We start from the raw sequence: 20335 nt of genomic DNA, 5'->3' as shown, positions 1-20335 counted from the left end.
CGCCACGACAATCGGCCGGAAGACCGTGGGGGAACGCCAAAGCGTTCGTGGGCAGGGAGAACTGCCGGCGCGGCGTTCGGCAATGTGGAGCTGCGCCGATGAAGCAGTGCGCCAAGCGGGTTGGTGCGGATGTTAGAACTCTCGGATATGTCCCTTCTTTGCGAGGATGCTGCTGATTTCGGCAACACGGAGGAACGGCAAGGTATTTCGATTGCCGGTACAACGGGGTGCGCCCCTGGCGCAAGGGCGTTCCTTGTGCCAGGGGTGCGGTCAGGAAAGGGCCGTTGTGAGGGTCAGCGAATGGCGTAGGCCTTGATCAGGGTCTGCTCGATCTTGCTGCCGTTGGTGTCCTGTGCCTTGACGCGCAGGGACACATAGCCCTTTGCCGGATTGCTCACGGACACCTTGTAGTTGCCGTTGCTCTTGCTCTTGACCGTCGCGGGCTGCCAGGTGGCACCGTCGTCGGAGGACGCCTCCACCTCGACCCCGTCGATGTTTGGGGTGGCGCCGTTCTGGAGGGTGAACGCCAGGTCGAAGTGGTAGGTCTGGCTGCCCTGGGTGGTGTTCTGCGCATCCAGGTTCAGGTCGTACCTCGGCCAGAGCAGTGCCAGGTCCTCCTCGCCGTTCGTCGGCCGGGCGGACTTGAACGTCCACGAGGTGCTGGTCTCGGTGGACAGCGGGAACCACGCCGGGTGCTCAGTGTCCATGGTGATCCGGTAAGTCGCCGGGTCGGGGCTGACCGGCAGCATCATCATCGCGCGCGTCGTCTCGGCGAGGCGCTTCCCGTCCTGGTACACCCGTACCTTGGCCTTGTCGGGGTCCGCGCCGAACCAGCCGAAGTGCTCCGGTTCGCTGTCGCCCATTTCCGGCACGATGAGGGTCATGTCGTCGCCCTCGCGGACCGCGAGGGTGTTCGCCGGTCCGGCCGGGCCGTTCGCGGCGCCCAGCCAGGTCTCCTCATGCCGTTCGCCCGGGCTGTAGGTGCGGAGTACGTCATCCATGCGACGGAGGATGTTGGGGGCGTCCGGGAAGACCGCGTGGGACCACCGCATGTCCTTCAGGGTCGGCCACTTGCTGCCGGTGGAGTACCACTCCTCCCGGTCCGGCGGCCCGTCGACGAATTCCACCACCTGAACGATGAGGCGCTCCCTCGGGCGGACCACCGACGTGGTCTCGCCGAGTCTGGCGCCCTTGGCGCCGCGGTAGTGGGACTTCACCACAGCCGAGTTCTCCTCGGTGACCGCGTCGACGGGGTCGGCCGGAATTCCACCGGGAACCATCAGTGCGATGTTGTACACATACGGGCTGCTGGCGATGCCATGCAGGTTGACCTGCGTGGGACCGCCGGCCATCCGGTCGAAGAGGACCGTGCGTTCGTCCCGGTTGAGGGTCCAGGCCGGGATGGCCGTGCGGGCGGCGAACGGCACGCTGGCGTTGAAGGTACCCGGCTGGTCGCCGACGATGATCACTGCCTTCGCGCCGGCCTCGGCCACGGCGGCGATCTGGTCGGCAGTCGTCCGTGTGGCATCGCGGGTGACGACCGCGAGTTTGCCACTGACGACCGTGCCGGCCAGGTCCTCGGGCAGCCCCTTGCCGGCGTCGACCGCCCGGAGCGTGCTGGGGCCGTCCAGCCGGACCGCATTGAACACCGGCTCAAGCGGGAGCGCGCCGCCCTGCCCGGCAATGGACGCCCGGATCGCCGGGGCGTACCTGCGCTGCTGGAAGTTGAAGTCGAACGTGCCGAGCTTCACCGGCTCGGTGGGCACCACGTAGGCATGGTCCCAGATCGGGCTGAACATGATCTTCATGAAGTCGAACCCGTAATTGCCGGGGAGTTGCTGGCGGTACCCGATTCTGTAGCCGTTCGGCTCGGACTCCTTGGGCGTCGCGACCTTGACTTCCTTGCCCAGCCGGGCATCGAGTGTGATCGTCTTGTCCGCCTTCAGTTCCACCATGGGGTCGCCGGCGAGGGTACCGTTCAGGATCTCGACTCCGGCCTTGTCCCGCGTGTAGACGACACCCATGACCGAGTAGCGTCCCAGCGGCACTGCGACAGTCGCCGTTCCGTCCCGGAGGTAGGGCTGGATGACCTCGTCCTGGTCCAGGTCGAACACGGCCACGTTGGTGCCCTGCGCCGGGTTTCCGTTCCGGTCGACCGCGTTGACGGTGAGGTCGACGGTGGGCACCCCCTTCGTCGCGCCGACGGTGGTGTGGATCGCGGTGCCGTCGGGCGCCGTGGCGGTGATGACACCGGTGTAGTCGCCCAGGACGCAGAGTTCGGGGTGGTAGGTCACCGTCACGCTCGCGGTGGAGTTCGCCGGGACCGTCACGCTGGTCGCGCTGAGCGTGAATGTGTCGTCCGGTGCCGGCCCGGTCTCCCCGGAGGCGGCCAGGCGGAGCGACAGCGTCTTGTCCGCACCGGAGGTGTTGACGTAGCTGACCGTCTTGGTGCCCGACGCGCTCTCGGCGGTCGACTTGCCCATGCTGACGACTGCGGGGCTGGAGTAGACCGTGGCGTCGATCGCCTTGGGCACGTCGACCCGGCCGCCGCCCTGCTGGTAGGCCGTGTACGCGCCCTGCTTGGCGGTGCTGACCAGCACCTGCTTCAGCCGGTCGGCGGTCCAGTCCGGATGGCGCTGAGCGAGGATCGCCGCGGCGCCGGCCATGTGCGGGGTGGCCATCGAGGTGCCGCTGGCCGAGGTGTAGTTGGCGTCGACCGGGGTACCCATCGCGGTGCCGGCGGCGCGCGCGGCGACGATTCCCACGCCCGGTGCGGTGATCTCCGGCTTGACCGCGAAGTCGCCCTTGCGCGGGCCGCGGCTGGAGAAGCCCGCGAGTAGCTCCGACTTGGACACCGCGCCGACGGTCAGCGCGGCGTCGGCGGCACCCGGCGAACCTACGGTCGATTTGTCCGAGCCCTCGTTGCCGGCCGCGATGACGAACAGCGCGCCGGTGGACGCGGTGAGCTGGTTGACGGCCTGGCTCAACGGGTCGGTGCCGTCGCTGGGCGCGTCCGAACCCAGGCTCATGTTGACAACGTCCGCGCTCTCGGCGACCGCCCATTCCATGCTGGCGATGACCCCCGACTCGAGGCCGACACCAGCCTTGTTGAGGACCTTGCCGATGTACAGGTCGGCGCCCGGCGCCACACCCTTGTACTTGCCGCCCGATGCGGCACCCGAGCCGGCGACGGTCGAGGCGACATGCGTGCCGTGACCATGGTGGTCGACCGCGTCAGGGTCGTCGGTGAAGTTCTTCATCGTCTTCACCCGGCCCACCAGGTCGGGGTGGTTCGGGTCGACGCCGGTGTCGAGGACGGCCACCTTGGTACCGGTGCCGTCGTAGCCGGCCTTCCACGCACTCGGCGCGCCGATCTGCGGCACACTCCGGTCCAGCGTCGCCTTGACCGGCCGGTCGAGCCAGAGCTTCTTGATGCCGTCGGCAAGCTGCGGTGCCTTCGTCGAGGCGGCGCTGTCGTCGTCGACCGCCTCCCAGAAGGTCGCCGCCTTCTTCTTGCTCGCGTGCAGCGCCACCGCGTTGGCGCTGGGCAGTTCGTCGGCCTTGACCGAGCCGGCCGGCGCGGCCTGCTTCAGCGCTTTCCCGGCCTTGCCCGGCGCGCCGGCATAGGTGGCGATCAGCGGCACGGCGGGGCGGTGCGCGTCTTCGTAGCCGTACTCGACCAGCTTGGTGACGTTGAACAGCTCGCGGTCGAGCTCGTTCGCGGCGAGGTAGGGCTGAGCCTTGTCAGGGATGACATAGAGCTCATCGCGCACCCGCAAGGTGGAGAACGCCGCCGGGGTGCCGTCGGACGTGGGCGCGACCGTTGCCGCCTGGAAGCCGTTGGCGTGACGCTCCAGCGTCACTACCTCGCCCGTGACGAGGGTGAGCTTGTGCGTGGCGACAACCGGGCCGCCCTGCCGTGACTGGGCAGCCTGAGCGACCGATTCGGCCGGTGTTGCTGCGGCGGCGGCCGGCAGGGTGATGAGCGTGCCGGCCACACAAGCCGCGGTGAGCATCCCCAGGGCCGTCCGCACTGGACGGCGTGTCAGCCGGTAGGCTATGGGGGTGGTTGAGCGGGCTGGGAAGCCGGTCGACCCAGCCGGTCGTGACTGTCTCATCAAGGCGTTGACCTTCTCTGAGGGGGAGTGAAGGCGCGCGAAAGCCACGCGGTTGCGGGAATTCGGCGCCGCGTCGGATCACTGCATTGGATGCGGTGTGTGGTTGTGCTGCACTTTCAGGTGTGAGCGGTGCAGCAGTACCAGGGCGGCGGACCACGCGCCGCGTTGATGCGGCGGCCGTGCGCCGTCGCTGTGTCAGCTTGGTGGTGTGGCAGGGGAACCTCGCTGCGTTGTGAGGTCCGGAAACTTGGGCCGGCCGGAGGGGTTGGGCGGGTTTGCAGGATTCGGTCGTGCGGTCGGCTAGGTGGGGCCGGGCAGCGGTTCGGGAATCAGGCCACGGCCCAGTGCCGCCGTCACGGCGCCGGTGCGGCTGTCCACCCCGAGCTTGGCGAAGACACGGACCAGGTGGGTCTTCACTGTTGCCTCGCTGATGAACAGCGCGCGTGACACCTGCCGGTTCGACAGGCCCTTCGCGAGCAGGACGAGAATCTCTGTCTCGCGTGGGGTCAGTGTGGACTGCGGTGCCCGCATGCGGCCGAGCAGCCGAGTGGCGACGGGCGGAGCCAGCACGGTCTCGCCGGCCGCGACGGCGTGCACTGCGGAGATCAGGTCCTCGACCGGCGCGTCCTTGAGCAGGTAACCGGTCGCACCCGCCTCGACGGCGGCAAGGATCTCGGCGTCGGTTCTGTAGGTGGTGAGGACCAGTACCCGGGGCGGGGCCGGCAGGGCCCTGATCCGGCGGGTGGCCTCGACACCGTCCATGCGCTCGCCGCCGCCTCGCCCGCTGCCGGTTGCATCGGTGGCGACGCCTGACGCCTCGTCGGTACCGCCGCCCATGCGCAGGTCCATGAGGACCACGTCGACCTCCGTCGGCCCGGCGACCATGCGCAGCGCCTCGGCGCCGTCCCCCGCCTCACCGGCCACCACGACCTCGGGTACGTCATCGAGCAGCGCACGCAGGCCGCGGCGCACGACCGGGTGGTCGTCGACGATCAGCACGCGCACCTGCGCGACGGAGACGGTCCGCGGCGCGGTCATGACGTCACCTCATTCGGAATCGGCAGACTGGCGGCGACCGCCGTTCCCTCGCCGATCGTGGACTCGACGGTGAGCGCGCCGCCCAGCTCCTCTATCCGCTGGCGCATCCCGAAGAGCCCGAAGCCGCCACGGGAGTCCTGTCGAGGAAGCTCCGGATCGAAGCCCTTGCCGTCGTCGAAGACATCGAGCGTCACCCGGTCGTCCAGGTAGCACAGGCTCACCACGCACCTCTCGGCGTGCGCGTGCCCGCGCACATTGGCCAGCGCCTCCTGAGTCAGCCGCAGCAGCGCCACATCGCACTCGGCGCCCAGCGGGTACGGTTCCCCGTGCAGGTGGAAAGCGGTGCTGAGACCGTCCTCGGCGCTCCGGTCGACCAGTCGGCGCAACGCCTCGGGCAGGGGCGTCTCGACCAGGGGCGGCGGGTTCAGTTCGTACAGGAAGCGCCGGCACTCGGCGAGGTTCTCCGTGGCGACCTCGGTGGCTGCGGCGGTCCGCTCCTGCGCCAGGGACGCGTCCGGCGGCAGCGCGGCGTCGGTGGCACGCAACAGCATGATCACGCTCGAGAGGCCCTGCGCGACCGTGTCGTGTATCTCCCGGGCCAGCCGCTGGCGTTCTGCGAGCCGGCCGGCCTCCCGCTGCGACTCCGCCAGCGCGTCCCGGGTGACGAGCAGCTCAGCGACGAGCGCCTTGCGGGCCTGGCTCTCCCGGTACAGCGACTGGTACCCGAGCAGCGTCAGCGTGGAGACCAGCGCGCCCAGCAGCGGTCCGGCCACCTGGGGGATCCCCAGCGTGCCGGCCTCCGCTGCCTTGGCTGCGACCACGATGGCAGTCCCCAGAGCGACGGCCACGACCGCCAGCCGCAGCGGCAGGTGCAGGACATACAGTGCGAACAGCGGGAACCCCAGCCAGCCGAACCCCGAACTGAACGCCATGAGGCAGGTCCACAACGCGGTCAGCGCGCCAAGCCAGTGCAGCACACGGCCCGGGTTCCCTCCGGTTATGTCGACGGGCTCGGTGGGTTCCTCGCGATGTCGAGAGTCGGCAGGCCTGGCAGGGCCGGCGAATCCCACCGCGTACGTGGCGGCGAGGAGCACGGACAGGGCGGCCACGATGGACGTGTCCTGGCTCGACACAGTGGTACCCGGACCGATCACGATCAGAAGGGCAGCGACGAGCGAGGAAACGAACAAGCCGTTCAGTGCATGCCGCAGCGTCGGCGGCATGGCGCACGCCGCCCCTCTGGGCTGCCCAATCCTCATCCGCGCCTCACTCCTGGTTCACTTCAGGCGGTCAGCGCTGAGACTAAGCCGTGCACCGGTTCGGGGTCGTGTCCATCGTTCGGTTGACTTGGGAGGGTGCTTGATCCTTGATCGTCCTTGAATGCAATGGTTCTCGAGGCGGATGACGACCGCAGAGAAGTGGCCTGCCGGGGCTGATCTGCTAGGGGGCGATTCGAGCACTGCGCCCGTCTTTTTTCGCCTTCCTCCTGACTCAGCACAGGACGCATTGATCGTTTGCAACTGCCGCCGACGCGCCGTCAACTATCGGGAAGGATGTTCTTGAGTGTCGTCCGTGCTCGATGGATCGCCACCGACCTCCTTGTACACCACCTCTGCGAGCGGATGGGCGGGGAGGCCGAACTTCTTCGCAGCATTCCACCGTCTGAAATCCTCCTTTTGTCCCGGGTCCGCTGGAAGGATTCCGGCCATGACTGACAGCGCCCCGGGCCGGCAGGCCCGTGAATTGCTCACCAGGGCATCCCAGCACCCGATCGCCAGCCCACAGCGCGACGCCCTGGTGGCCGAGGCCGCCGTGTGGGCACAGCTGGAGCACGCAGCCAGCATGGACAAGTACACGGCCGCAGCAGTCGATATGGAGTCCGCACTGGCCTCCCTCGCCGCCCCTGTGCAGAAACTCGGCAGTGAGGTTGGTGACCTGACCGAACGCATCAAGCTCGGCCAGAAGTGAGCGCCCACGTTTCCGGCCGCGGGGCAGCCCTCCGCACTCTGCCTGGAAGCAGAAGACTCTCATTCGTGGCGTATCAGGCTTCAGGAGGTGGAGCTTGGGGAAACCACCGCGGCCCGCGGCCCGCACAGCGACGCCTTGGCGATGTGACGCACCGCCACCGCATCGACGCCAGGAGCCCGTCACACGATCTTGTGATGCTGCCCTGGTCGCGGTGCCTGGGCAGCCGACCGTCCCGCGCGTGCAACCCACTGCGTGTGCCGGATGATCCGCTGTCGTTCGGTGACGGGCTCAGCAGGTCTGTGTCGGCCCGGACTTCAGGACGCTGCTCATGTGGAACTTGCCAATGGCTGGGATGTCGTTCCCCTGCTCACGAGGAGGGGTGAGGCGTTCGGAGATAGTTATGGGACCACGAACACGATCTGTTCAGGCGCAGCCGACAGGTCAGGCCGAGGGCAGGCGGCTACGGGCCCGGGTGTCGGCGTCGATGCGTTCGAACTGATCGTCGGCGGGGCGCTGTCGCTGTGCTCCAGTGGGTGTTGCAGGTGAGCGAGCTGGAAGTCGGACACGTCGTCACGCTCCGGGGCACCGCACGGGACGGCGCCGACAACAGCGTCTTCCGGACGATCACCCGGGCCCGCTGCCTGCGCTGATGTCATCGGCGGAGTACCTACTGGCTGGGGGTGCAGCCGGAGGTGTTCCGCCCGTTACCTGCGGCAGGCCGGCATTCGTTTGCTCAGTTCGGGTCGGCCGATGTGAAGGTGACGGGCAGCCGCTCGGGGCCCCGCAGCCCGCCCGGCCGCCACTGCAGCTCGCCGGGCGGCACGGCCAGGGTGAGGTGGTGAAGGCGACGCAGGACGGTGCCGATGGCGATCTGGCCCTCGAGCCGGGCCAACGGCGCCCCCAGGCAGTAGTGGATGCCGTGCCCGAACGCGAGGTGAGCATTGTCCTGTCGGGTGATGTCCAGGTGATCGGGGTCGGAGAACTGTGCCGGGTCGCGGTCGGCGATGGCGGAGGCGACCAGCACGGTTGCGCCGCGTGGGACGGCCACGCCGGCGATGGTGACGTCTTCACGCGCGAACCGGGCGATCCCGGGGCTGACCGGTCCGTCGTAGCGGAGGAACTCCTCGATCGCGCCCGGCAGAAGCGCCGGATCTTCCCGCAGCATCTGAAGCTGGTCGGGGTGGGCGAGCAGCGCGGCGATGCCGCTGCCGATCAGGTTGACCGTGGTGATGTATCCGGCCGCCAGCAGCAGGAAGGCCATGGCGATCAGCTCGTCCTCGTCCAGCCCGTGCTCCTGGTCCCGGGTGGTGATCAGCGAACTGAGCAGGTCGTCCCCGGGCCGGGCCCGTTTGGCCTCCAGGAGCCTGGTCAGGTACGAGCGCATCTGCCGCCACGCCGCGTCCACCCGGGCCGGATCCGGCGGCTCCGTCCCCTGGAGGATCATGTCGTCGGTCAACTGTTGGAAGTCGTGCCGGTCGGCCACGGGCACCCCGAGCAATTCGCTGATCACCGTGACCGGAAGCGGCAACGCGAAGTCCTCGACGAGGTCGGCGTGGCCGACCGGCACGATCGCGTCGAGCAGTTGGTCGACGATGGCCTGGACGCGAGGTTGCAGCTCGGCCACCCTGCGCGCTGTGAACGCGTTGGAGACCAGACGGCGCAGGCGGGTGTGGTCGGGCGGGTCGGAGCGGAGCATGTTGCGCAGCATGGAGTCGCGTTCCGTCGCGGGCAGCCGCTGCACGAGCTGTGGATCCGAGGCGTCACGGACGTCGCTGCTCAGCCGGGGGTCCGACAGGGCCACGATGCCGTCTTCGTAGCGCGTGACGAGCCAGGCTTCCAGGCCGCCGGCGATGACGACGCGCCGTACCGGGCCGTCCTCGCGCAGCTGTCGGTAGAGCGGGAAGGGGTCCGCCACAAAGGCCGGGTCGGCGTAGGGCAGAAGGACCGGCTGCTGGCTCATCATGCCTCCCAGAAGTATCCGCGAATCTCCGCGGCAGATTTGCAGGTTTTGATGGTATATGTCCCATCGTGACGGATGCCGGGATTTCACCGAGGTCAGGGGCTGCGATGGAACGCACCACGTGCTGTGTTGTGGGCGGCGGCCCCGCCGGGATGGTCCTCGGCCTGCTGCTGGCCCGGGCCGGAGTGGCGGTCACGGTCCTGGAGAAGCACGGCGACTTCCTGCGCGACTTCCGCGGCGACACGGTGCATCCGTCCACCCTGGCGCTGCTGGACGACCTCGGCCTGGCGGAGCGGTTTGCCCGTCTGCCACAGCGGCGGGTGACGACGGTGCAGTTGCCGCTCGGCCCTGACGGTTCGCTGGTCACCGTCGGAGACATCAGCGCGCTGCGGGGTCCGTACAACTACGTGGCGATGGTGCCGCAGTGGGACCTGCTCGACCTCCTCGCGGACGAGGCCAGTCGGGAGCCGTCGTTCTCCGTGCGGATGAGCACGGAGGCGACTTCCTTCCTGGTGGAGCGCGGACGGGTCATGGGGGTGCGGTACCGCACCCCCGACGGCCGCACCGGTGAACTGCGGGCCACCCTCACGGTGGCCTGCGACGGCCGGAGCTCGCTGGCCCGGTCTCGGCCCGAACTGGCCCTGCGGAGATTCGCCTGCCCCATGGACGCATGGTGGTTCCGGTTGCCAAGGCGGGAGGGTGATCCGCACGGGCTCGTGGGAGGCGTCGGCGACCGGTTCCTCACCGCCATGATTGACCGCGGGGACTACTGGCAGTGCGCGGCGCTGATCCCCAAGGGGACCGATGCCGAGCGCCGTGCCGCCGGCCTTGAGCGGTTCACGGCCGACTTCTCGGCCGCCGTCCCCTGGCTTGCGGACCGGGTGCACGCGCTGCGGTCGTGGGACGAGGTGAAGATGCTCGACGTACGGCTCGACCGCCTCCGACGCTGGCACCGCCCGGGACTGCTGTGCATCGGTGACGCGGCGCACGCGATGTCGCCGGTCTTCGGTATCGGCATCAACCTTGCTGTCGAAGACGCCGTCGCCACCGCCCGGTATCTCATCGAGCCGCTGCGCAGGGGTGCGGTCGGCCTGGGGGACGTACGCGCCGTACAGCGCCGCCGGTGGCCGACCACAGCCGCGACGCAGGCGTTGCAGCGATTCGCCCATGCGCAGGTCATCGCACCCGTACTGGCCGGACGACCGCCCTTCGGGAACCCTGAGCGGTCACAGCGGATGGCCGAACTCTTCACCACGTCGCGGTGGCTCAAGCGAGTACCGGCGTACTTCATCGCCTACGGCGCGGTACGCGAACGTCCGCCCACGGCGTCCACGCGGTGATACCCGGTTTTCCGGCCCTCGCCTCTGGCCGGGGCCCCTCAACACGCCCGCCGCCCGACCACCGAAGCGGGTCCGGGCGCCACCGACGAGGGCGCGATCGCCCGCGTCCCGGGAGCGCCGCCGGCCCTGGTCGCCCCGGTGCCTCCGAGTACCGGGGGACCGGGGGAGGGTGCCAGGCGGTCAGTCGGTCTGCGGGTCAGGAGTGGTCCGGGACGGGCGGGGTGCTGGGGCTCGGTACCTGGGCGCGGGAATCCGGCGCGTACTGGGCGGCCTGGGTGTGGAACATGGCTGCGTACCGTCCGTCTGCGGCGATCAGTTCATCGTGGGTGCCGTGCTCGCTCAGGCGTCCCTGGGTGAGGACGTAGATGGTGTCGGCGTGGCGTACACCGGACATGCGGTGGGTGACCAGGACCACCGCCCGGTGTGGCCCGGCGAGTTGGCGGATGCGGTTGAAGGCGGCGATCTCTGCTTCGGGGTCGAGTGCGGAGGTGGGTTCGTCGACGATCAGGACGCTGTCCGCCGGGCACGTGGAGCTGCGCCAGTGTGTACGGGCCAGTCCGATTTTCTGCCACTCGCCCTCCGGAGAGCTCCGAGGCGCCGCGGAACATCCGGGCCAGCAGACTCCGCAGACCATGGGGCAGTTTCGCGATGACCGGGGAGGCGCCGGCGTAGTCGACAGAAGGCTCCAGTTCCTCGTGTTCGGCATCCTGGTCGGGGCGGCCGATGCGGATATTCAGGGCGGCTGTCACCGGCCAGCGCTGGAAGTCCTGGGTCAGCAGTGCGACGCGGTCGAACACCTGGGAGCGGTCCAGGCCGGTCAGTTCGGATTCGCCCCGGTGCACCGTGCCGCTCTGCGGCAGCAGCAGGCCCGCCAGGACCTTCATCAGGGTGCTCTTGCCCGATCCGTTTTCGCCCACCACTGCGGTCACCGATCCCATGGGAAGAGTGATCGAAACCCCGTCCAGTGCCGGAGCGTCGCGGTCCGGGTAGCGGTAGGTGACCTTGTCGAGGACGACCTGTTCGACCTGGTGCGGCAGGTGTTCCCCGCCTGATGGGATGGCTCGATCTGCGGCCTCGGCCAGGAACCTGTCGTGGTCCCGGACGTAAAGACTCTCCTCGTGCAACTGGTTGACGTTCATGACCAGCGCGCCCAGGCTCGCGGAGCCGGAGCGTACGGCGATCACGGCGGTGCCGGCCACAGCAAGGCTCATGTGCCCGGCCGTGATCAGCCAGAACATCAACCCGTACGTGCCGGCCATGGCCAGACCGGACAAGGCAGCGGCCACCAGCTCGGTCAGGGCCTTGCCGTTGGCGAGCCGCTTCTGCTCGGCCTCGGCGCTCTCGGCCATCCCCTTGTACTTGTCCAACAGGAACGGGCCGACCGAGTGGATCCGCACTTCCTGGGCCGCGCTGCGCTCGGTGAGGAGATTGCCGATGAGGCGGCTGGCGCGCATGTGCTCGACCCAGGTCATCACCGAGACATAGCGCTCCTGCGCCACCCGCATGGCTCCCCAGCCGCGCGGTGCCGCGATGAGCAGCAGCATGGGCAGCAGCGCGGGGTAAGTCGTTGCAGTCGCTGTGTCCCACACAGGTCGTGTCGCATTACGGCAGGAGTGGGGCCTCGGCCCATGTCGCGTTCCGAAGCGGCATCGTGTCCCTTTACTGGGAGAGTGGCTGACGAAGATTACACGGCAGAACAGCCTGCATCGCAGCTCGGCGTCTTGCTGCCGGCCGTGCCCGACCCCCGCACCGCGCTGAATCGCGGACATCGGGCGACCGTTGTATGACCGTTCGGAGGCGTGAACTACCAGGGACAGACGTAGGTTCCGGCTGCTGGTCCAGGTCTCGGCATCGGTCTACGTCTGCTCGGTGGACTGCTGGGCGGCCTCGCCTGCGCCGATACTGACCAGACCTGTCTCGTAGGCGACGATGACGGCCTGGACACGGTCACGGAGTCCGAGCTTGGCGAGGATGCGGGCGACATGCGTCTTGACAGTCGCCTCGGCCAGGTGGAGGCGGGTGGCGAGTTCGGCGTTGCTCAGTCCTCGGGCCAGCAGACCGAGGACCTCCAGTTCGCGCGGGGTGAGCGAGGTGAGGTCGCGGTGGAGGGCGGCGGTGTCGCTGCCGCGCTGGGTGAACCGTTGCACGAGGCGGCGGGTGATGGCGGGCGCGAGGAGAGCGTCGCCGGTACGGACCGTGCGGACGGCTGCGGTCAGCTGCTCGGGGGTGACATCCTTGAGGAGGAAGCCGCTGGCCCCGGCGGACAGTGCCGCGTAGACGTATCGGTCGAGGTCGAAGGTGGTCAGGATGATGACGCGGGGTTTGTCGGGTGCGCCGGTGAGGATGCGGTGGGTGGCCTCCAGGCCGTCCATCTCGGGCATCCGGACGTCCATCAGGACAACGTCGGGCCGGGTGCGGCGGACCGCTTCGACCGCTTCGGTTCCGTTGGTCGCCTCGGCGACGACGTCGATGCCGTCGGCCCTGAGGATCAATCGGAATCCGGTGCGGACCAGGGTCTGGTCGTCGGCGAGGAGCACCCGCAGCGGCTCGGTCACGGTGTCTCCAAGGGGATCAGGGCCTCCACACGGTAGCCGCCGGTCAGGCGGCGGCCGGCGTTCAGGGTTCCGTCGTAGACGGCAAGGCGCTCGCGCAGGCCGATGAGGCCCCGGCCGTTTCCGGTGGTTGCGTCCGCGCTCGGGTGTCCACCGGTGTCGGTGACCTCGATCCGGAGCCGGTCCGGGCCGTATTCCACGGTCACGGCGGCGGTGGCGCCGGAGGCGTGCTTGACGGTGTTGGTCAGGGCTTCCTGGACCACGCGGTAGGCGGCGAGTTCGAGGCCGGGCGGGAGGGGCCGGGGCGGGCCGGTCACGGTCAGGTCGACGGGCAGTCCGGTGTCCCGGACCCGTCCGACCAGCTTTTCCAGCTGGTCCAGGCCGGGTTGCGGGGCCAGCTCCGAAGCCGTGTCGGCCGGGTCTGCACCTCCGTCCGTTCCCGCGCCCTCGTCGGCCATGGTGAGCAGTCCCATGACGTGGCGAAGCTCGGTCATGGCCGCCCGCCCGCCCGCCTCGACGGCGAGCAGCGCCTCGTTGGCCTCCTCGGGGGAGGTTTTCATGATCTTGCGGGCGGCGCCCGCCTGGATGATCATGACGCTGACGTTGTGCGTGACGACGTCGTGCAGTTCGCGGGCGATCCTGGCCCGCTCGTGCTCGACGGCCCGGCGCAGCGCCTCGGCCTGTTCGCGGTCCAGGGCCAAGAGCAGGGTGCGGCTCTCGTCGGTCCGGAGCTTCCAGGTACGCAGGCCGACGGCGGCCACGGCCATCGGGACCAGGATCAGCAGGGCGATGTACTGGTTGGGGACGATCGGTGTCACCGAGTTCCCCGAGGTGCTGACCAGGACGACCGACACCGGCAACGCCGCCAGGGTCGCCACCCGGTAACGGCTGTACACGGCGGCGCTGTAGACGGCGATGACGAACGCGTAGAAGGTCAGCCGCAGGACGCTCTGTGGTGTTGCCAGTGTCGCGGCCGTCACGATGCACAGCACGGCGAGCGGGTAGCGGCGGCGCACGGCCAGGGCACCCGAGGCGATGACCGCGAGGGTCACCATGAAGGCCAGGCCGCCGGGGCCGGACGGGCGCGGCATCACGACCGCCACGCCGGGTGCGATCTCGCGCACCACGACGTTTCCGGCGTTGTCGATGCCGTAGTAGACGGTGGCGATGCCGAGTGCCAGTGCCACCAGCGCGTCGAGCTGCCAGGCACGCCAGGTGAGCCGCAGCGGTGGACCGCTCGGAAGCCTGGCGTCGCGGACCGTCCGGCGGGTGGCTTCCCGCAGCCTCTCCAGCGTCGTACGTACGTCGGTCACCGGTTCATTCTCGCCGCTGCGCGGACCCGCGGAGTCCGTCCCCATGGTCATTTCCGCCGCACCGGATACATCACCTGCCTACATCGCAGGGATGACGTTTTTGAGGCTCAACCCAGCGCGGTACCGCAATGGGTTCGAGCGGGCGACGCGTCGGGGCCGGGCCCGCTCCTAGCGTTCACGCAGCCAACTGCCCGTACCCGAGGAGCCCTTCATGACCATGCCGGTGATCGAACTGCGCGAGGTGAGCCGCCGATACGACGACGGCCCGCCCGCTCTGCACGAGGCGTCGCTGACCGTGCAGAGCGGCGAGGCCGTCGCGATCCTCGGCCCTTCCGGCAGCGGTAAGTCCACGCTGCTCAATCTGATCGCGGGCCTGGACCGGCCCGATACGGGGACCGTCACCGTGGACGGGGTGCGGGTGGACCAGCTCGGCGAAGCCGGATCGGCGCTCTACCGGCGGTCGAAGATCGGCATGGTCTTCCAGTTCTTCAATCTGCTCGACGATCTGACCGTCACCGACAATGTCGTCCTGCCCGCGCGCCTCGCGGGTATGGCACGTGGCGAGGCAGACCGCCGGACGGTGGAACTCCTGGAACTGCTGGGCATCGACCGGCACGCCCGCGCCTACCCGGGGCGGCTGTCCGGCGGCGAGCGGCAGCGCGTCGCGGTGGCCCGGGCGTTGATGAACCGGCCGGCGCTGCTCCTGGCCGACGAGCCGACCGGGGCTCTGGACACGGCCGCCGGACAGGACGTCAGCAGGCTGCTCACCGGCCTCAATGCCGAGGGCCAGACCATCGTCGTGGTCACCCACGACCTGGCTCTGGCCCGGTCCTGCACGAACCGTACGGTCCGGATCGCCGACGGCCGGATCACGGAAGACGTCCGGTCGCAGGCTGTCGCCTCGGAGACCGTCCGATGAGCGCGCTCGGCAAGGTGGTGCGCTCGGGGGTGGGACGACGCCGGGTGCAGACGCTGGTGATCGGGCTCGCCACGATGATGGCGGTGGCCGCCTCCGTCCTCGGCGGATCGCTGCTCGTGGTTTCCGGCGCGCCCTTCGAGGACGCCTTCGCCAAGCAGCACGGCGCACATCTGTCCGTGCAGTTCGACGCGGGCAAGGTGAGTGCCGGGCAGCTGTCGAAGTCCAAGAACGCGGAAGGGGTGAGCAGTGCGGCCGGGCCGTTCCGTACGGCGACGGTCACCCCGCGGTCGGACGGGGCGGGCCCCGGGTGGCCGATGACCGTGGTGGGCCGGGGCGATCCCGGCCGGGACGTGGACGAGGTGGCAGTGCTCGACGGGCGGTGGCCCACGCGCTCCGGCGAGATCGTGCTGTCCGCCAGCTCCTTGTTCTTCCCGACCATGGGCATGAAGATCACTTTCCCCGGTCTGTCCGGCGGCCCGACACTGACGGTGGTCGGTGTGGCCCGCTCGGTCACGCAGACTGCTGACGCCTGGGTGGTTCCGTCCCAGATGCCGGTGCTCACCGCGCCCGGCAGCGGCGGCTACCAGATGCTCTACCGCTTCACCGACGCGGGCACCGCTGCGCAGATCACCGCGGGCGGCAAGGCCGTGACCCAATCCCTGCCGCCGGGAACGGCCGTCGGCGAACAGTCATGGCTCACCGTCAAGAAGACCGCCGAGCGCGACACCGCGCTCTACGTCCCATTCCTCATGGCGTTCGGCGCCCTGGGCCTGGTCATGTCGGTGCTCATCGTCGGCAACGTCGTCGCGTCGGCCGTCGGTACGGGAACGCGCCGCATCGGCATCCTCAAGGCCGTCGGCTTCACACCGGCCCAGGTCGTGCGGGCCTACGTGGGCCAGGCGCTGATCCCGGCCGCCGTCGGCACGGCCTTCGGTGTCCTCGCCGGCCACCTGCTCGCCGTCCCCGTACTGGCCGAGACCGAGGAGGTCTACGGCACCTCGTCCCTGGCCATCGCCCCCTGGGTCGACCTGGCGGTGATCGCCGGGGTGCTCGGCCTGGTGGCGGCGACCGCGTGGGCGAGTGCCTGGCGGGCCGGCCGGCTGCGTACGGTCGATGCGCTCGCCGTCGGGCGTACCGCTTCGACGGGGCGCGGCCGGTGGGCGGCCCGCTTTGCCGGTCGGCTGCCGTTGCCGCAGCCGGTCGCCCTGGGCCTGGCCCGGCCCTTCGCGCGGCCCGCCCGCGCGCTGGCCATGGGCACGGCGGTCCTGTTCGGCGCCATCGCCGTCACGTTCACCGTGGGGATGGGCGCCTCGCTCGGCCAGGTGATGAAGGCCAAGGCCCACGATGCCGCCGATGTCACCGTGCCCGCGCCCTTCCCGCACTTCGGACCCCAAGGCTCTGGCCCCGAGAAGCAACCCAAGGCCGATCCCGCTGCAGTCGCCGCGGCCATCGAGGCCGCCGCCGGAACCGGGAAGTACTACAGCGCCGCGACGGTACGGGCGACCCTGTCCGGCCTGACCGGCACCATCGACGTGACCGCCTTCACCGGCGACGCCTCCTGGGGCGGCTACACGATGGTCTCGGGCCGCTGGGTCGACAAGCCAGGCGAGGCCGTGGTCCCGACCCCCTTCCTGGCCGCCACCGGCACCCGTATCGGCGACACCGTCACCCTGAACGGCCTGGCCGAGCCGGTCACGGTCCGGATCGTCGGCGAGGTCCTCGACCCCCGCAACGACGGCATGCAGGTCTTCACCGACGCCTCGACCCTCACGGCCGCACATCCCGACCTGACGGAGACGAGCCATCACATCGCGGTCACGTCAGGCACCGACGTCTCCGACTACATCGACGCGCTGAACAAGGACCTGGCACCGCTGGGGGTCACCGCGAGGGCCGGCGGGCTCGGCGCCGGCAGCGACATGGTCGTCACGCTCAACGCGCTGTCCGTGATCCTCACGCTGATGCTCGTCGCCGTCGCCGCGCTCGGCGTGCTCAACGGCGTGCTGCTCGATACCCGCGAGCGCGTCCGGGAGCTCGGTGTCCACAAGGCGCTCGGCATGACCCCCCGGCAGACCATCGCGATGGTCCTCACCTCGGTCGTCGTGACCGGACTGGTCGCGGGCACTCTGGGCGTGCCGCTCGGCGTAGCCCTGCACGGCTGGGTCATCCCCGCGATGGGCGACAGCGTGGGGCTCCGCCTCCCCGGTTCCGTCATCGCCGTCTACCACGGGGCCGAACTGCTCCCGCTCGCACTCGGTGGCCTGCTCATCGCCACCCTGGGTGCGCTCCTGCCCGCCGGCTGGGCCGCCAGGACCCGAACTGCCACGGCCCTGCGCACCGAATAAGAGGTCAGGTTCAGAGCTCGTGTCTCCGACCCCCAGGGAGCGGTGGGGGTCGGTCGGCTACCGGCCTTCATCAAGGCAGTGAGCGTGTACGACCAGCAGAGACGGGTGGAGGGGGCAAGCCGTGGGCGCATCTCTCTCCACCCGTCGGTGTCAACTGCACGAGCCGAAGGGGGCGGTGCTGCTCGGGGCGGGCAGTGGGCGGACGTTGTGATGGACCGCCGCTTGCTTGCGCAGACGTTCGATCTCGTCGTGTTGGGCGACCAGCCGAGAGATCGCCAAGTTCTTGAAATCGGTCAATTCCGCCAACTGCTCATCGCGGGCGCTGATTCGCTTCCTCAGCTCAGCGTTCTCCTTCTTGAGCCGACCGATCTGGGCGACTCGGGGATCGAGGATCTCCCCGGCGTCCCGAAGCTCCCTGAGCCGCCGCTCGAACTCCTCGGCGAGGTGCTGGTAGGCGCCGGGCCTTGTGGTGCCATCACGGTTCGTTTTGGGATAGAAGCCGGTGCGGGTCACCCCGGCCAGGGTGGCGAGGGTTTTGAGGTCGGCCTTTCCACTGGGTGGCAGGTTCCCGCTCAGGATCCGTTCCATGGCAGCCCGGATGGCGGCCTCGTTGCGGGTCTTGGTCTCCTCGTTGAGTCGGGCCATCTCAGTCCTTTCCAACGGGCGCCGCGGCCTGGGAGGCGGCGTCGATCTCGGCGACGACCCGCAGGGCGCGATCACGCTCGGGTAGCAGCCGTGTTTTCTCGCCCTTCGCCACCCGAGGGCTCCCGATGAACACGTCAATGACGGTGGCCTGTCCGGCCCAGACGGGACGGTGACAGGGGTGGTGGGTGGCCTGCGGGCAGCGAGCCGAGTCGCACATGCCGACCAGCGGCTTCGTTGCATTCGGTGTGCCGGCCAGACGCAGGCACAGGGCCTTCGAGGGGTCACGGAACCAGCAGAAGTTTGCAGGCCCGACGTGGAGCGTCTTGGCCTGTTTTCGCAGCAGATTCTCCAGGTGACGGTCGTCCTTGAGGATCTTCGCGTCTGTGCGGGCCGCGTCCTTCAGCTGGGCATCTACATGGCGGAATGCCTCGATCAGGCTGCGTGCACCGGGACCGGCGGGCAGGCGGCCCGCTTGGACATCTCGGAATGCCTGCACCGTCAGCTGCACGTGATGGGCTTCCTCAGCCTCCTCGATCTCGGAATGGAACAGTCGCTGGGATCCGCCGGGGCGAGCGGCATACCCCTCCGTGGTGGCCACGGAGATGTGCTTGAGGGCGATCTTCGCCGCCAGCAGACCGCCCGGACGCTCCGCGATGGCCAGGGACAGCGTCCGTCGCAGCATCCTGGCGTTGAGCGACCCTTGGGGATGACCGGGAGTCCCCAGCGCTCCCGGTTGCCGGTCCTCTCCAGCCAGCCACGCAGGTTCTTCAACCGGCCGGCCAGGTCGATGGTGCCGAACAGCGCCTCACCAGCGAGCCGGTTCAACAGGCGTTCGGCGAGGGCCACAGCCCGGTCCACCTGCTCGATGACCACCCACTCGTCGGGGACCCCCCCGAACTTCTGCCCTTTGATCAGGCGGCTGGCGAGCCGGAACCGGCGGCCACCCCCGGGCGTCGTCACGGCAGCGAGTCTGCATCCTGCCTCGATTTCCAGGAGTTCGCTGGTCCGCATCCCGCTGAGGGCGCAGGTGACCACCAGACAGGCTGTCACCGCATGGTCGGCCATGAAGACGAGATCGCCCTCGGCCAACGGCAATGTCCACGGGATCAGTTCGCTGTCCCCCATGCGCGGGATGGCTGCGGCCTGGCGGGCTAACGGCGGCTGGAATCCGACATCAGCGGCCAGTGTGCTCAGCTCCGGGACCATTCGCCGACGCGCGTCGTCCCCGAATCTGCGGGCGCCGACGGTTCGGGCGAGTGCTTCCCACCCCAGGTGCTTCAGAGGGCCTTCCTGTCCCAGCGCGGTCCGCTTCCGTAGCTGAACATCATCAACCGCGGGCAGCGGTTCGCCATTGGCCCGCATGAGGGCCAGGATCTTCCGTAGAGCGGGAAGGTGCGCCAGGGTGACGCTGCCCGACGCCATGGTGTCCGCTCGGGAGGTGCGCGCCGCGTCCACCAGGTCTGCCAGATGCGGCCCCACCTCATTGACCAAGTACAGGCAGGTGGCCAACAGCGGCTGCAGCAGGGAGTCCGGCACGGGCGGTGTGAGGTTCGGCCCCTTCGACTTGTAGCCGACGACCTGGGTGGCGGTCTTCCCCTTCCACGGGACAAACCCCGTCTCGTAGCTGTCACTGGACAGCAGTTCCTCGTACTGGGCGATCAGTTTGAGGATCCGGACATGCGCCACGGTTGAGTACGGTTCCAGACGCCGCCTCGGCCGCCCGGGGACCGGAACGCTCCACGAGTAGTGCTCCAGGTACCGTTCGCACATCTCCTGCGTGACATCCTCCAGAGCCGTGATGCCCTGCTCGGTGAGCCAGTTGAACCACTCGGTGTATCGCTGAAGGAAGTTGAAACAGGTCCGGGGAGAACGGGGGGTCCGAATCGCATGCGCGCACTCCAGCACCGCCTCGTACTGCGGGGCGAGCATCGCCAGCAGGATCTCCTTGGCCACGATGCTCCATCGCGGATTGACGATCCGGGTGAAGTCCCAGATCTGCTCGTGATCGGACATCATCCGGTGTGCGTCCGCGAGGCCGGAGAACACCCAGCGGTCCTGCTCGAACCGCGGGCGGGTCGCGCCATCGACGAGTCTCAGCCCGGCGATCTCACACACGTCAGTCTGGGCGAAGACCGAG

13 protein-coding genes and 1 pseudogene are annotated in these 20335 nt (G+C 69.2%); 4 read left to right on the top strand and 10 right to left on the bottom strand.

Annotation, left to right across the window (positions count from 1 at the left end; translation table 11 throughout):
- Positions 1-293: 293 nt before the first annotated feature.
- From ACIBB8_RS28590 to ACIBB8_RS28580, 3 genes are all read right to left on the bottom strand, one after another.
- A complete protein-coding gene (locus ACIBB8_RS28590; RefSeq protein WP_398956893.1) occupies positions 294-3998 on the bottom strand; it encodes a S8 family serine peptidase in 3705 nt (1234 codons plus the stop codon).
- A gap of 420 nt (positions 3999-4418) precedes the next feature.
- Positions 4419-5156 (bottom strand): response regulator, encoded by a 738-nt coding sequence (locus ACIBB8_RS28585; RefSeq protein WP_398956891.1) that lies wholly within the window; start codon positions 5154-5156, stop codon positions 4419-4421.
- Positions 5153-6379: a sensor histidine kinase gene (locus tag ACIBB8_RS28580; RefSeq protein WP_398956889.1), complete on the bottom strand. Its 1227-nt coding sequence runs from the start codon at positions 6377-6379 to the stop codon at positions 5153-5155. The genes ACIBB8_RS28585 and ACIBB8_RS28580 overlap by 4 nt, the downstream gene beginning before the upstream one ends.
- Positions 6380-6863: 484 nt before the next feature.
- Between ACIBB8_RS28580 and ACIBB8_RS28575 the strand changes: the two genes are divergently transcribed.
- Entirely contained in the window at positions 6864-7124 is a 261-nt protein-coding gene (locus ACIBB8_RS28575; protein ID WP_398956888.1) for a hypothetical protein, read from the top strand.
- Between the two features lie 733 nt (positions 7125-7857).
- Here the strand turns inward: ACIBB8_RS28575 and ACIBB8_RS28570 are convergent.
- Positions 7858-9084 (bottom strand): cytochrome P450, encoded by a 1227-nt coding sequence (locus ACIBB8_RS28570; protein WP_398956886.1) that lies wholly within the window; start codon positions 9082-9084, stop codon positions 7858-7860.
- A 107-nt stretch (positions 9085-9191) separates the two neighbouring features.
- Here ACIBB8_RS28570 and ACIBB8_RS28565 point away from each other — a divergent pair, with 107 nt between their 5' ends.
- Positions 9192-10424, top strand: a complete 1233-nt coding sequence (locus tag ACIBB8_RS28565) for an FAD-dependent oxidoreductase (protein WP_398956884.1) — start codon at positions 9192-9194, stop codon at positions 10422-10424.
- 196 nt (positions 10425-10620) lie between these two features.
- On the opposite strand, the pseudogene ACIBB8_RS28560 reads toward ACIBB8_RS28565, so the two are convergent.
- The 3 genes and pseudogenes from ACIBB8_RS28560 to ACIBB8_RS28550 form a co-directional block, all read right to left on the bottom strand.
- A pseudogene (locus ACIBB8_RS28560) lies at positions 10621-11986 on the bottom strand (ATP-binding cassette domain-containing protein); the annotation flags it as partial.
- A gap of 294 nt (positions 11987-12280) precedes the next feature.
- A complete protein-coding gene (locus ACIBB8_RS28555; protein WP_398956882.1) occupies positions 12281-12979 on the bottom strand; it encodes a response regulator in 699 nt (232 codons plus the stop codon).
- The gene (locus ACIBB8_RS28550) at positions 12976-14334 is read right to left on the bottom strand and encodes a sensor histidine kinase (protein WP_398956879.1); all 1359 of its coding nucleotides are present in this window, start codon (positions 14332-14334) and stop codon (positions 12976-12978) included. Before ACIBB8_RS28550 ends, ACIBB8_RS28555 begins: the two co-directional genes overlap by 4 nt.
- 166 nt (positions 14335-14500) lie before the next feature.
- Here ACIBB8_RS28550 and ACIBB8_RS28545 point away from each other — a divergent pair, with 166 nt between their 5' ends.
- Positions 14501-15208, top strand: a complete 708-nt coding sequence (locus ACIBB8_RS28545) for an ABC transporter ATP-binding protein (protein WP_398956877.1) — start codon at positions 14501-14503, stop codon at positions 15206-15208.
- Entirely contained in the window at positions 15205-17553 is a 2349-nt protein-coding gene (locus tag ACIBB8_RS28540) for an ABC transporter permease (RefSeq protein ID WP_398956875.1), read from the top strand. The genes ACIBB8_RS28545 and ACIBB8_RS28540 overlap by 4 nt, the downstream gene beginning before the upstream one ends.
- Positions 17554-17703: 150 nt before the next feature.
- On the opposite strand, the gene ACIBB8_RS28535 is transcribed toward ACIBB8_RS28540, so the two are convergent.
- Genes ACIBB8_RS28535 through ACIBB8_RS28525 form a run of 3 tightly spaced genes read right to left on the bottom strand, consistent with a single transcriptional unit; the run spans position 17704 to position 20313 of the window.
- On the bottom strand, positions 17704-18198 hold the full coding sequence (locus ACIBB8_RS28535) for a hypothetical protein (protein WP_398956873.1): 495 nt from the start codon (positions 18196-18198) through the stop codon (positions 17704-17706).
- A 1-nt stretch (position 18199) separates the two neighbouring features.
- Positions 18200-18706, bottom strand: a complete 507-nt coding sequence (locus ACIBB8_RS28530; RefSeq protein ID WP_398956871.1) for a hypothetical protein — start codon at positions 18704-18706, stop codon at positions 18200-18202.
- Positions 18697-20313 (bottom strand): hypothetical protein, encoded by a 1617-nt coding sequence (locus tag ACIBB8_RS28525; protein ID WP_398956869.1) that lies wholly within the window; start codon positions 20311-20313, stop codon positions 18697-18699. Before ACIBB8_RS28525 ends, ACIBB8_RS28530 begins: the two co-directional genes overlap by 10 nt.
- Positions 20314-20335: the final 22 nt, after the last annotated feature.

It is taken from the genome of Streptomyces sp. NPDC051286, assembly GCF_044455345.1.
Classification (GTDB): domain Bacteria; phylum Actinomycetota; class Actinomycetes; order Streptomycetales; family Streptomycetaceae; genus Streptomyces.
The sequence above is the reverse complement of the archived record's forward strand: the minus strand, read 5'-3'. Positions and strand labels throughout refer to the sequence as shown.